The following is a 12,767-nucleotide window of genomic DNA, read 5'->3' as shown; positions in this document are numbered from 1 at the left end:
GCCCGAAAGTATGTTATTTCCGGGCTCCTTTTTTATCGTTTATTACGCTATCCTTTTAGGCCAACTTTTTTTCCTTGGCCACCTGTTGCAGCATTTTCAGCACGAACCCCTCTGTACCTGTCAGGTGCTCTATTTCAGCGGAGTTCTCATGGTGGCGCTTGAGGTATTGCAGCAGTTTGTCTTCCCTGAACAGGTTCACCACTTCGGGGTGTATGTAGTATTTGCTGCAAACACTCGGTGTGTTGCCTAAGCCCTTGGCCACTTCCTTCACGGCCTCTTTGATGTGCTTTTCCTTGTCGAGGTTGCCGTCCTGCTCCAACACCTGCTCCAGGCACTCTACCATCTTCACGGTGCCTCCCCACGTTCTGAAATCCTTTGCGGTGAAGTCCTCGGTGGTCACTTCGCGCAGGTACTCGTTCACATCCCCCGACTCCAGCGTCTGCCGATCGCCGTTCTCATCGAAATACTGAAAGAGGTCATACCCCGGGATATCGCGGCATTGTTTTACGAGGCGCGCCAGCCTACGGTCGTTGAGGTCTATTTCGTGCTCCACCCCTTTTTTGCCCTTAAACGAGAACCGGATACTGCTTCCCTCGATCGTCACGTGCTTGTCGCGCAGGGTGGTGAGGCCATAGGACTTGTTGGACTTGGCGTAGTGGCGGTTCCCGACGCGGATCAGGGCGTTGTCCATTAGCGAGAGCACCAGGGCCGTCACCTTCCGGCGATCCAGTTTCCGGGAGCCGATATCGGTATGGATGCACTCGCGCAGCTTGGGCAATTGCCGGCCAAACTCAATCATGCGCCCGAACTTGGTAAGGCTGCGGGCCTCCTGCCACTTCGGATGGTAGATGTATTGCTTGCGGCCCTTCTCATCGCGGCCCGTGGCCTGCAGGTGCCCCTTCGCAGATTTGCAAATCCACACATCCGTCCAGGCGGGGGGTATAACCAGCCCTTTCAGGCGCTCCAGCACTGTTTCGTCTGTTACGCGCTCTTGTTTCTCGTCCAGGTAAAAAAATCCTTTACCGGCCTTTTTCCGGGTATAGCCGTGCTTTGCGTCGGTGGTATAGCGCAGGCCTGCCCTGTTTGCCGACTTGGAGGGGTCAGCGTATAATTCGTGATAATCGTGTTTCTTCGCCATTGTATGAGGCCTTGAATGCGCGCCTCAGCACTTCATACTTCGGAACGGGGTAAAAGTTGTGCCATCAAGCGGCCCATCAAGACTGCTGCAGGGGTTAATTGGGATTTGCCCTATATTTGTCCTTTCGTTTCACGCTTTCAACCAGGATCATACCATGTACAAGAATATCTCCTACCTCTACGCTTTCTTCGGGTTCTTTATGCTGGCGTGTGGCGTCGTGGCCGTCGACCTGGCGGGCGAACAGGCGAAGACCGCGCTGTATACCGGTGTGGCGGGCGGCCTGCTCGGCCTTACGGCGGGGCATTTTCTGAACCGTGGCAAACGCTGGGGCTTCGTGCTGGGGGCCGCTGAGGCCGCCCTGCTCACGTTGCTGCTTGGCTGGCGCTCGGCCACCTACTTCCTGCGCCTGTTCGGCATGGGGCAACAGGCACAGAGCGCCACACCGGCCGATACCGCAGGCATGGCCTTTCTGCTGACCACCGCCATGCTGGTGATCGCGATGCTTACGCTGGCGGTGTCGGTCCTGTTCAGCAGGCAGGTGCTCCGCGAGACGAAATGAACGCAACCGAGCCCCGGCGCAAATCCTAATTTGGCCTGACTGCGTATGGTGTTGTGCAAGCCCATTTTGTACAAAGGGTACTTTTTCTTTCACAAAAAGCGAATGTATACCCAAGGCTGATGGTGCGTTGTACTAACACACACATATTCTGGTATGCTTCAAAGCAGTAAAATTTCGATTTGGTTTCTGGGTGTCCTGGGCGTGTTGCTCATGGGCAGTTGCGATAACGGTGACGGGGTACTTTTCTCGGTCGATGATGACATCAAGCTGGGCCAGCAGGTGTCGGAGAAGATAGACTCCACCAACCGGGCGCAGGGCAAGCTGATAGAGCGCAACAGCAGCAGCGCAAAGGACCAGCAGGCCTACCAGCACCTCGATAAAATCGTGAACCGAGTTCTGAATTCGGGAAAAGTGAAATACCGTCAGGAGTTTCCCTGGAGCGTGAAACTGATCAAAGACGACCAAACCCTGAATGCCTTCGCCACCCCCGGCGGGCACATCTATGTATACACTGGCCTGATCAAGTACCTCGCCGACGAAGACCATTTTGCCGGTGTGCTGGCCCACGAGATTGCTCACGCAGACAGACGGCATAGCGCCAAGCAACTGCAGCGCGATTACGGTATAGCATTGCTGCTATCCGTGGCATTGGGCAACGACCCGGGTACCCTGCAACAGATCGCCGCCCAACTGACGGGTTCCTTGGCGGGGCTGAAGTTTAGCCGCGACGCCGAAACGGAGGCAGACAGCTACGCTGTGGAGTATCTGGGGGGCACCAACTATTACGCCTGCGATGGAGTGGCGGGCTTTTTTCAGAAGCTGGAGCAGGATGCGGCGCAGAGCGGAGCCCCTCCTGAGTTTCTGAGCACCCACCCCAACCCCGGCAACCGCATCGAGCAGATTTCGCAGAAGGCCGAGAAAGAGGGCTGTAAGATCACCTCCGCCCCTGACACGGATTTCAACCAGCTGAAAAACGCACTGAACCTATAACCTCTGCTATGGCTGCCCTCAAAAGCAGGTGTTGTGTAGCGCATCCTAATCAAAAATATGAAAAACAAGGTAGTTAAGGGAATACTGAAGGCTGAAAGCAAAATCGACTCCCTCACGTTTGCGCTCAAGAACAAACTGGGGATGCTCAAACCGCTCCAGATCATGACCTACCGGAGTTACGGCACCCCCGACAGGCTCTATGTGAAAGGGCGCGTGCTGGTGAACAAGGGCATCACCCGGTCGGAGGAGGACGATACGCTATGGGAAAACCTCCTGAACATGTACCGCCGCTTTGAGAGTGACGAGATTCCCAATGCGCGGGTGCAACTGACCCTGCAGGGGCGAAAACACGAAATCACAACAGACGCCGAAGGCTATTTTGTGATCAACATCGAACCTGCCGCCCCGCTGGAGTTAGAGGATATCTGGCACCCCATCCAACTGCGCCTTGTGGAAGCCCCGGTTAAGCTGGAGGAAGAGGTGACGGAGACGGCCTTTGTGCTGGTGCCGCCTCCTGACGCCGAGTATGGGATCATCTCCGACATCGACGACACCATCGTACGGACAGGAGCCACCAGCATGCTGGAGACCGGTAGAAACGTGCTGCTGAACAATGCACATACCCGGATTCCTTTTCATGGGGTTTCTCAGTTTTATCGCTCCCTGCAACTTGGGCGCAACGGGAAGCGCAACAACCCCTTCTTCTATGTTTCCAGCAGCCCCTGGAATAATTACGACCTCCTCTACCATTTTCTTGAACTGAACCAGATTCCGCAGGGGCCGCTGCTGCTCCGCGACTTCGGCATCGACGAAGCGAAATTCATGTCCACAGACCACATGAGCCACAAGTACAAGGAGATCGAGAACATCCTGATGACATACCCGAAACTTGATTTCATACTGATCGGCGACAGCGGCCAGCAGGATGCCCCCATCTACCGCGAGGTGGTGAAGAACTATCCCGGTCGCATCATGGCGATCTATATCCGGGACGTGAATGTTGCGGCGCGCACACAGGCTGTGACCAGCATTGCCGACGAGCTAAAGCTAAACGGAGAGGTAGAGCTCGTGTTGGTGAAAGAAACCACTGCCGCCGCCGCGCACGCAGCCGATAAAGGCTATATCTTTCAGGCTGAAGTGGAAGAGGTTAGCCGTGAGGCAGCGATGGATGAGAAGGGCGATGCCTAGGAAATGGGTATAAATTTAGCCATTTTTGAAGCAGAATTGAACTTTGTTTGCCGCTCGTGCTTTACAGGGTATGAAAAGCGAGACAGCTTTGTCCAAGTATTGCCGGTTGCCGATTAATTGTGCGTCCAGGCAATCCGAAAGCATGTCGCCTTCGTTTATACTCACGCAACATTAGCTAAAAAATATTTAAATTGACGACTATGGAGCTTAACAACATATTAGTATTCATCGGTGGCCTTGGAGGCACAGAGGTAATCATAATTCTTATTGCCGTGCTTTTGCTCTTCGGGGCTAAGCGCATTCCTGAGCTGGCGAAAGGCCTTGGCCGCGGAATCCGGGAGTTTAAGGATGCCACTAATGAAATCAAAAACGACATCGAAAACCCAAAGCGCGAGGAGCCAAAGCCAGCAGCCAAGACCTATACCGCTGACACCACTGCTGAAAAAGCCGCTTTGTAACGACTGACAATAGCTGGTTAAATGCTTTGAATTTCACCGATTTTGTAAAGGAGATTAGCCCTTTACAACCGGGAGATTCAACCTAAATCAAAAAGGCAGGCGCTGTACATGATTGTACAGCGCCTGCCTTTTTGATTTATACCCTATACCTTTTAGCTGGAATGGTCAGCGATGATTTTCCACCCTTCCGTAAACTTCCGGAATATCACGGAGAAATGCCCTTCCAGGTCACCGGCTGCGGCGTTGCGCTGCAAATGCCATTTGCCCACTACAAGCATTGTTTCTGGCGAGAGCTCCCGCATCTCTTTGAGGTTAAAGGTGAGGTGCCCCATGGCTGTGGCCGTTGGATAGCTGCGCTGGTAGTTCTCCAGCGTTTGTTGCCATCCATACGTAAGGCCACGGGAGCCGACAAAAAGGAGTGAGTCGGACTTCCAGTACCCTTGCATGTAACATTCCAGGTCGCCTTTGCTCCAGCATGCGCTCTGTTCAGTTAGCACCTGCCGCACCTCTGCTTTTGTGTCTGCGTCGAGCGAGGGCTGGCGTGGGCTTACACAGGCAACGGCAAGAAACGGGAGCGCATACAGCAGCTTATTTTTCATCTTTTGCAGGTATGATTTCTTGGATATACGTGGTGCCCCCGAGGTTGCGCATGGCATTGGCAATGCGCCTGCGTCGGTTCAGCACGTAGGCGGAGGGCCTTGCAGCCGAGTATTTGATAGGGTTGGGCAGCACTGCGGCGAGCAAGGCGGCCTGCTGCCGGTTCACGTCTTTGGCGGGCTTTTTAAAATACGACTGGCAGGCAGCCTCCACCCCAAATATCCCGTCTCCCATTTCGGCAATGTTCAGGTATACCTCCAGAATGCGCTCCTTCCCCCAGAGCACTTCCACGAGCATGGTAAAATAGGCTTCCACCCCTTTCCGGAAATAGCTACGGCCGTGCCACAGAAATACGTTTTTGGCCACCTGCTGACTGATGGTGCTTCCGCCCCGGATGTTGCCGCCTTTGCGGTTGCGTTTCACGGCATCCAGAATGGCATCCACGTCAAAGCCATTGTGCACCGGGAAGCGTTGGTCCTCTGAGGCGACAACGGCCAGCGGCAGCTGATCCGACATCTCCTCCAGCGGCACAAAGGCATACCGGATATGCGGGTTTTCTTTGGCTGCGGCCCCAGCCTCCGCACGGCGTTTCAGCATATGGAGCGTGGCAGGCGGCGCGACCCAGCGGTATAACAAAACCCAGGCGATGCTCAATAGGAACAGGCTCAGCGCCAGCTTCACCACAAGCATTTTGATAAACTTCAGCCCAACACGCTTTTTACTCATTTTAACACCTCTACTTCGAGGTCGCAAAGGTAAACAGTTCTAAAGATTAAGCAAGCCACGTCATCCAGCCAAAGATATACCTCCTAACACTTGTGTGCTTTGTGCGTAAGCGATGAAATTGGCACCAATCTGAAAAAGACAAAAAACGCTTTGCACTGTTAGGTTTCAAAACCCTTTATCGAATATGGCTAGATACCTCCCCCTTTTCCCCTTGAGCATAGTCGTTTTTCCGGGCGAGAAACTGAACCTGCACGTATTTGAGCCACGCTACCGGCAGCTCGTGCTGGATTGTGTGGAAGACAAGAACACCTTCGGCATCCCTACCTATATTCAGAATGGGGTTGGCCTGTACGGGACCGAGGTGCGACTCGTGCAGATCGAGAAGAAGTATGATAGCGGAGAGATAGATATCCGTACGGAGGGCATAGAGGTGTTTAAACTTCTGCAATTTGATAAAACAGCTCCGGCAAAGATGTATGCCGGTGGCGAGCTAGAGACCGTCCCCCAGATCGATGATGAGGACTTGGTGATGAAACAAAACATCACGGCCTTGCTGCACGAGCTGTATGAGGCGCTTGGCCTTAGCAAGCTGTCTGTGGAGCTCCCTGAAAACTACAAAATATTCTCCATCGCCCATGAGCTTGGCCTCACTCTGGAGCAGGAATACGCCTTGTTGCAGCTGAAGCGCGAGTCCGCGCGGCAGGAACTGGTACTGCAGCATTTGCAGCAAACCCTGCCGGTGGTGCAGCAAACGGAGCAGCTTAAAGACAGGGTACGCCTGAACGGGCATTTCAAAAATCTCCTGCCTCCAAATTTTTGCGCACCTCTACTCTGACCTATATGCTGATCTATTTCGCTACCATCATCCCCATTCTGCTCTTCGCGTTTATTGTGTTCAGTTACTTACAGGAGCGCAAATACCGCCGCAAGCCATTCTATAAGCTGGCAGACCTGGGCTGGCAGCGCCATACCCCCTCAGAAGGGGCTGAACTGGTGCATTCCGTGGCCATGCTGGGAGATATCGGGGCCATTGCATTAGATGGAAGCGACCCGGTGATGCAGCTGTTCGAAAAATGGCAGCAAAAGGCAGGGAGCGCCAGCACAGCCGTTTTCCTGGGCGACAACCTCTATCCCATCGGTCTGCCCGAGGAGGGCCACAGGCTGCGCGATGTCGCCGAGACGCGCCTGAACCTGTTGCTGGAGCATATCGATAGCTTCCAAGGCAAAGGCATCTTTCTGAGTGGCAACCACGACTGGCTGAAAGGCAGAGAGGGGGGGTATAAACAAATGCTGCGCCAGGAAGAATACGTGTTGGCAAAACTGCAAGATGAGGACAGCTACCTGCCGCGCCACGGCTGTCCGGGGCCCGTGAGTTTGCAACTGGCTGAGGGGCTTCTGCTTGTCGTGATCAACACCCAGTGGTTTGTGCAGCGCGGTGAAAAGCCACTTGGCAGCAAGTATGGCTGCCCGTATACCGACATTGAGGAGTTTTTCATCGCCTTCAATGATCTGCTGCGGCGCAACAGGCACCAGCGCGTTTTGGTGGCCGCCCACCACCCTTTGTACAGCAATGCCCTGCATGGCGGCAAATTCACGATGAAGCAGCATATCTTCCCGCTCACCGCGGCGCACAAGCGCATTTACATCCCGCTGCCTATTTTTGGGTCGCTATACCCGTTTTACCGCAAATTTTTTGGGGCTTACGAAGACATGTCGCACCGCAAGTACAAGAAAATGCGCAAGCGACTGCTGGCCATCATGCACCGCTACAGCAACATCATCTACGTGGCCGGGCACGACCATAACCTGCAGCATTTTGAGGTGCGGCAAAATCATTACATCGTGAGTGGCTCTGGCAGTAAGACGGCGTTTGTGAAAAAGGGTGGAAAGGCAACCTTCACGCTGGAGGAACTGGGCTTTTTTGTGCTCAATTACTACAGCAACGGCGAGGTATGGATGGAGGCGCTCGCCGCAGCCGTGCCCGATCAGGAAACGGTGGTGTTCCGGAAAAAGCTAGACAGCCTCCTGCAAACCGCCCCTCAACAGGCCACGGTTCCTTCGCCGTCATAAATACTCTTCATCTTGATGTGGGGGCAAAATAACCTTCAGGCTTTTCGTGTGCATTTCCACTTTTACCTCTTCCCCCAGGTCAACTGGCTCGCCGTCTATGTGCATGATTTCTCTCTCGAGGTTGTATATGGTGGCGGATTTGCAGCTCAGGCGTCGCGAATAAACGGAGGTATCTATACTGTCGGTATACAGCTTATACATTATGCCGATGCCCGCCGCCTTTGGAAAGGGCTCAATCAGGCATATCTCGAAGCGCCCGTCGTTCAGGATGCCGGTGGGGTTGATACTGGCATTGCTCCCGAAAGCATTGGCATTGGCGATCGTCACCATAAAGGCCTTGCCCTCATACGTTTCAGAGTCTGTCTCGATGCGGTAGGTTTTGGGCTCGTAGTTCAGGTACTCCTGCAAGGCGATGCGGGCATAGGAACCCGGGCCGCGCGTGCCGCTCTCGCAAAAACCCTGCACCACCAGGGCATTGAAGCCGAGGTCGCTGAGGTGGATGGACGGATGGCCATTAAGCGTAAGTGTATCTATGCTGCGGATGATGTTGTGGTGTATCAGTTCAAGCGCCTCTTCAGAGTCCTGCGGGATGCCAAGGTCCTTGGAGAGCCCATTGCCTGAGCCCAGCGGGATCATGCCCAGCGGCGTCTCTGTGCCAATCAGCAGCGAGGCGACAAGGTTGACGGTTCCGTCCCCTCCGGCGGTAAACACACCGTCGTAGGCATTTTCCTTTATTTTAGCCCGCAGCATCTCCTGGTCCTTTTCTCCGGTGGTGCGGTAGATTTCACATTTGATTCCGTGCTCCTGACACATCACCACTATTTCCTCTTCCAGTTCTTCTTTGTCAATGTCTCCGGCAATAGGGTTGATGACGAAGAGCAAGTTGCTGAGCAGTTTGTTTTCCATGAGTGATCATACCTGATTACAGGTTTTTGATACGATAAAATGAGCATTAAGTGCCTGCCCGGTGTATGCTGCTCTAACGCTACAAGTGGGTGTAGCTTGCACGTTTTGGGAGAAAGTATTATCCCCCCACCGCAGATTACTGCTGCAGGCCTTCCGGAACACCGTTTGGATAGGTTTCCTGAATGGCCCGCTCTATTTCCGCGATGCGGTTGCCCGGATTGGGGTGCGTTTGCATAAACTCAGGTCCGCCTGCCCCACCGCTTGCCTGCTCCAGGATGCGCATCACTTCAATCATGGCCCTGGGGTCATAGCCGGAGGCTCCCGTCAATTGCACCGCCAGCTTATCCGACTCCAATTCATCATCCCGGCCATAGCGCATGGTCAGCAGCTTGCCCACCATGGCAGCGGCCACTGCCCCTCCCCTGCTGGCAGGGTTCTCCGGGTCGTAGGTAGCAATGGCGGCGGCACCTGTGAGGCCCTGCGTAAGCTTGGCCTTAGCCAGTTGCTGCGCAGAGTGGCGGGCCACCACATGCCCGATCTCATGCGCCAGCACCCCGGCGAGTTGCCCCTCAGAGCTCAGCCGTTTCAACAAGCCTGCCGTGATGAATATTTGTCCGCCGGGCAAGGCAAAAGCGTTTACCGTTTGCTCGTCTGCCAGCAGATGGAAGTCGAAGGTATAGGGGGTCGTGCCAGCTTTGGTGTTTTGCACGAGCTTCTGTCCGATAGCCTTCACCGACTGCGCAGCTTCCCGATCCGCGTGGAGCCCGCCATACTGCTCAGCCATTTGCGGTGCGGCCTGTAGCCCAAGGGCGATCTCCTGGTCCACGGTCATGTCCACGTGCTGCGACTCTCCGGTGAATTCATTCTCCTGGGTGTTGCACCAGTACGTGACAAGCGACACAGCCGCTAGCAGCAGGGCTACAATAAATTTTATCACTCCTCTCATTGGCGTATTTGTTTAAGTGGTGTTTTCCCGCGCCCGCCGGTATACAGCAGCTTTGGTAACATGTGAACGGCACACTATCGGGAGTGGTTGCGCTATTTTTCGGGAACGCGATTGGCGCGCGCCTGCTGTTACAAAGGCATCGGAAAAACAAAACAGATGCACTGAATTTTGCCTCTGTGGCTGTTAAACCGATGCTATTATCACCTTTTAAGCACTTTCCCGTAAGAAGATAAAATTAACTGCCTGAGTAGGCATTTTGTAGTATATATAAATCTGAAAGATATGAATATGAAGCGAATATTCGGAGCCATACTGGTCATCCTGGGGATCGTAGGCATCATTTGGGGAGCATATGCCTTTGTGATGGGAGGTGACGGTGCCATGGTGGGTAAGTTTACCTCTGCCGTTCCTTTTGTTGTCGGGCTGATCTTTTTCTTCGCCGGCATCAATCTCGTCAAGACTATCAAGGATACCGTTTAACGAGCAAGCACAGCCTATATAAACAGCGCGCCCCTGCATGGATTCATGCAGGGGCGCGCTGTTTATATGCCTATAAAATTTATACCCGTCGGGCTTTGCATCATCTATGATGCGCGAGGTGGCAGGCCGAAGTGTTAGATGGCCGCCATAGTTGCAGCAGCAGAATGTTCCAGGGCAAACGTCTCCACTGCCTGCTTCGGATTAAGATAATCGGAGGTATAGCGGCTGTCATTGCCGTGGATGTAGATAACTGTCTTGTCTTTGATCGCGGTGATGATCTCCTTGGAGAACTCCTGCGGCACTGCCGGGCATCCGAGGCTACGGCCGAGGCGGCCATACCGCTTCACAAAATCAGAGGTGGCATAATCGGCCCCATGCATCACGATAGCGCGCGCCATGGCATTGGAGTTATACTTGCCATCCATACCATTGAGGCGCAGCGACAGGCCATGCTTCCCGAAGTAGGTGGCATCAGTCAGGTAAAAGCCAAGACTGCTCATATAAGAGTTGGGCTGGTTCGAGAATTTCACGGCTTTGTCTTCACCCGTATTGCGGCCATGAGCCACCAGCGTGTTGAAAAGCAATTTCTTTGATTTAAGGTCTATAATCCACAGGCGCTTGTCCCGGCTTGACTTCGTAAAATCGATCACGGTCAGGATGGATTTGTCGGAGGCGTTAAGGTGCTGCCGCTTGAAGTTCTGGAAACCCACCACCCCGTTTTTGAAGACCTCAAAAGAAAGGCCTTTTTGTTTGAGATTGGTCTCGTTGTAGATGTCCAGAATGTGATCGTCGAAGGCGGCTTCTTTCTCAGAGAAAGAAAGCGCTGAGGCGTTTACAGCGATGGCAGTGCTGACATCGGAAACGGTTACTGGGGCGGCTGCGTCAACAGCGCTTGAATGTGGAGAGGTAAACGATAACAGGCCGAGGGCTAGCGACGTTAGGGTTACTCTAAGCATATATCTTTATTTTTGGCTTCAGTTGTATGTTTTCAAGTAAGCAACAGGCACAGCCGTCTAAATTGTTCCGGGCTTGCCGAAAGATACTGCAAATAAATGGCTTGGAGAGGTTTAAATCGAGTTATACATAGCCTTGCGGTGTATTTTATCACCGTTTATACCTCTAGCGCAGAGCAACATACCCACAGCGGCACCTGATTTTCACGCTATAACTTGTGTGTCACCGATTCAAGCTGCAACTTTGAGACTCTAGACGTAACTGATATGTATAAGCGTATTCTATTTGTGCCGGTGCTGACTTTGGCGCTGCTCGCATCCTGCACTACCCCCGAGGGTTTGAGAGACTTCGACAGTGAGGGCTGGAAAGCTGACACGTATGCCTGCGAAGGGAAGCGCAGTGAACTGGTCGGGGCTTTTGAGAAAATCAGGAAAGAGCTTTATGGCAAGAAAGAGTACGTGCTGCGCAATTTGCTCGGGAAGCCGGATAGTGAAGAGCTGTTGGAACGAAACCAGCGCATCTATTACTACTACCTCGAACCCGGCGCACAGTGCAAGGACCGCTCCCGCATGTCGGATGCAAACCGTGTGGAGGTACGCATCAACGCGCTCGGAAAGGTATCGGAGGTAACGTATCACCAGCCGTATAACGCAGCAAAGCCCGACTGAATCGGGCTTTGCTGCGTCACTTGCACTTATGGTGTGTTAGTCCTTAATCTCAGACACGAACTGCACGTTAAACCGGCCTTCCAGGTCCAAGAGATGGCGCATCTGCTGTTCACTGAGGATTTCACGCAACACCTGGTCTCTCTCCTTCACAATGTTTTGAAGCGTCTTGGAGCGCTCCGGCGCGTTGGCAGCGTAAAGCTGTTCAGCGGCAAGCATTTTCTGATAGCGGTCAGCATTCAGGCGTTCTACCATTTCATACTGGTTCTCGCTGAGTGCCAGTTCTTTTTTCATTTCTATATTAGCCATGGCAGAGCCATCCAGCGCCACAGCCAGCACAATTTTGTCCAGGCTGTCATCGGTCACGTGTAAGTGTTGGGCATAACTCGCCATGCCGGGCAAAAGCAGGAAGAGGAAGAGTATATTTCGTTTCATGTATTCAGGTTTATGTTGCTACTGCACTGTGTCAACTTCTGCCCTGTTTAACGGATTTAATCTGCTCGGGTTTATGCTGCCGTACTTTTTAATTATACTATACTGATGTTTTTTTTCATACATCATACCTCGTTTTAAAATATCCCCACTCAAAATAACATAAAGCTCACCATTTATTGGGTATTTGCCTTTTCCATGAAACAATAGCTGTATACATGGGTATACCTAAGGGGAAATAAATAGAACTTTTACATTCAGAACACTTACATACGCTCTTTCAGGCGATTGTTATTAAATAAAAACAGTATGAGGACAACGCATTACAACCCCAGTAAACTTGAAGTCACTTTTGCACAGGCGCTAGAAGAACTTGCCCCGAATTTAGAGCACAGGCTGGAGGATGGCCACCGGGTAATCGAAATAGAATCTATCCTGGATGCTGATAACCCCATGGTTATCTATAAGTTAGAGGACCGGGAGGGTGACTTGCATGAGGTGGTTGTACAGATTATCCAGCGGCCGGACCATATTGTTAAATAGATCAGTGCGGCACAAGCAAAGAGGCCCGGCTGCGATTGCAGCCGGGCCTCTTTGGGTTTTGCCCCCCCCACCGGAGAGAAAAAAGGGGAGGTGTGGCCGGTGTTGGGGGGGGGGC

The 12,767-nt window shown here is 53.0% G+C and carries 16 protein-coding genes; 9 read left to right on the top strand and 7 right to left on the bottom strand.

Annotated elements, in window-relative coordinates:
* Positions 1–55: 55 nt before the first annotated feature.
* The gene (locus MKJ04_RS15395; RefSeq protein WP_241642541.1) at positions 56–1,138 is read right to left on the bottom strand and encodes a DNA topoisomerase IB; all 1,083 of its coding nucleotides are present in this window, start codon (positions 1,136–1,138) and stop codon (positions 56–58) included.
* Between the two features lie 154 nt (positions 1,139–1,292).
* Between MKJ04_RS15395 and MKJ04_RS15390 the strand changes: the two genes are divergently transcribed.
* From MKJ04_RS15390 to MKJ04_RS15375, 4 genes are all read left to right on the top strand, one after another.
* A complete protein-coding gene (locus MKJ04_RS15390) occupies positions 1,293–1,697 on the top strand; it encodes a hypothetical protein (protein ID WP_241642540.1) in 405 nt (134 codons plus the stop codon).
* A gap of 153 nt (positions 1,698–1,850) precedes the next feature.
* Positions 1,851–2,687, top strand: a complete 837-nt coding sequence (locus tag MKJ04_RS15385) for a M48 family metalloprotease (protein ID WP_241642539.1) — start codon at positions 1,851–1,853, stop codon at positions 2,685–2,687.
* 57 nt (positions 2,688–2,744) lie between these two features.
* The gene (locus tag MKJ04_RS15380) at positions 2,745–3,875 is read left to right on the top strand and encodes an App1 family protein (RefSeq protein ID WP_241642538.1); all 1,131 of its coding nucleotides are present in this window, start codon (positions 2,745–2,747) and stop codon (positions 3,873–3,875) included.
* A 200-nt stretch (positions 3,876–4,075) separates the two neighbouring features.
* Entirely contained in the window at positions 4,076–4,333 is a 258-nt protein-coding gene (locus MKJ04_RS15375) for a twin-arginine translocase TatA/TatE family subunit (protein ID WP_241642537.1), read from the top strand.
* 152 nt (positions 4,334–4,485) lie between these two features.
* Here the strand turns inward: MKJ04_RS15375 and MKJ04_RS15370 are convergent, their stop codons facing one another.
* Together MKJ04_RS15370 and mtgA are read right to left on the bottom strand one after the other, a co-directional pair.
* Entirely contained in the window at positions 4,486–4,932 is a 447-nt protein-coding gene (locus tag MKJ04_RS15370) for a YybH family protein (RefSeq protein ID WP_241642536.1), read from the bottom strand.
* Positions 4,922–5,656, bottom strand: coding sequence for a monofunctional biosynthetic peptidoglycan transglycosylase (mtgA, locus tag MKJ04_RS15365; RefSeq protein WP_241642535.1), 735 nt, complete (start codon positions 5,654–5,656; stop codon positions 4,922–4,924). Before mtgA ends, MKJ04_RS15370 begins: the two co-directional genes overlap by 11 nt.
* Positions 5,657–5,840: 184 nt before the next feature.
* Here mtgA and MKJ04_RS15360 point away from each other — a divergent pair, with 184 nt between their 5' ends.
* A complete protein-coding gene (locus MKJ04_RS15360) occupies positions 5,841–6,491 on the top strand; it encodes an LON peptidase substrate-binding domain-containing protein (protein ID WP_241642534.1) in 651 nt (216 codons plus the stop codon).
* Between the two features lie 5 nt (positions 6,492–6,496).
* A complete protein-coding gene (locus tag MKJ04_RS15355) occupies positions 6,497–7,726 on the top strand; it encodes a metallophosphoesterase (protein WP_241642533.1) in 1,230 nt (409 codons plus the stop codon).
* On the opposite strand, the gene MKJ04_RS15350 is transcribed toward MKJ04_RS15355, so the two are convergent.
* Positions 7,721–8,632: a diacylglycerol/lipid kinase family protein gene (locus tag MKJ04_RS15350; RefSeq protein ID WP_241642532.1), complete on the bottom strand. Its 912-nt coding sequence runs from the start codon at positions 8,630–8,632 to the stop codon at positions 7,721–7,723. The two genes, MKJ04_RS15355 and MKJ04_RS15350, sit on opposite strands and share 6 nt — an antisense overlap.
* Positions 8,633–8,768: 136 nt before the next feature.
* On the bottom strand, positions 8,769–9,578 hold the full coding sequence (locus MKJ04_RS15345; RefSeq protein ID WP_241642531.1) for a M48 family metallopeptidase: 810 nt from the start codon (positions 9,576–9,578) through the stop codon (positions 8,769–8,771).
* 288 nt (positions 9,579–9,866) lie between these two features.
* Here MKJ04_RS15345 and MKJ04_RS15340 point away from each other — a divergent pair, with 288 nt between their 5' ends.
* Positions 9,867–10,058, top strand: coding sequence for a hypothetical protein (locus MKJ04_RS15340; RefSeq protein ID WP_241642530.1), 192 nt, complete (start codon positions 9,867–9,869; stop codon positions 10,056–10,058).
* Between the two features lie 134 nt (positions 10,059–10,192).
* Here the strand turns inward: MKJ04_RS15340 and MKJ04_RS15335 are convergent, their stop codons facing one another.
* Positions 10,193–11,014 carry a murein L,D-transpeptidase catalytic domain family protein gene (locus MKJ04_RS15335; protein WP_241642529.1) on the bottom strand — a complete coding sequence of 274 codons (822 nt, stop codon included), beginning with the start codon at positions 11,012–11,014 and terminating at the stop codon, positions 10,193–10,195.
* Between the two features lie 264 nt (positions 11,015–11,278).
* Between MKJ04_RS15335 and MKJ04_RS15330 the strand changes: the two genes are divergently transcribed.
* Positions 11,279–11,680, top strand: a complete 402-nt coding sequence (locus MKJ04_RS15330; RefSeq protein ID WP_241642528.1) for a hypothetical protein — start codon at positions 11,279–11,281, stop codon at positions 11,678–11,680.
* Positions 11,681–11,716: 36 nt separating this feature from the next.
* Here MKJ04_RS15330 and MKJ04_RS15325 read toward each other — a convergent pair whose 3' ends face one another.
* Positions 11,717–12,112, bottom strand: coding sequence for a hypothetical protein (locus MKJ04_RS15325; protein WP_241642527.1), 396 nt, complete (start codon positions 12,110–12,112; stop codon positions 11,717–11,719).
* A gap of 306 nt (positions 12,113–12,418) precedes the next feature.
* Between MKJ04_RS15325 and MKJ04_RS15320 the strand changes: the two genes are divergently transcribed.
* Positions 12,419–12,652 (top strand): hypothetical protein, encoded by a 234-nt coding sequence (locus tag MKJ04_RS15320; RefSeq protein WP_241642526.1) that lies wholly within the window; start codon positions 12,419–12,421, stop codon positions 12,650–12,652.
* Positions 12,653–12,767 lie beyond the last annotated feature (115 nt).

The sequence above is a fragment of the Pontibacter sp. E15-1 genome (genome assembly GCF_022601975.1).
Taxonomy (GTDB): Bacteria; Bacteroidota; Bacteroidia; order Cytophagales; family Hymenobacteraceae; genus Pontibacter.
This window is presented reverse-complemented; position numbering and strand designations above follow the sequence as displayed.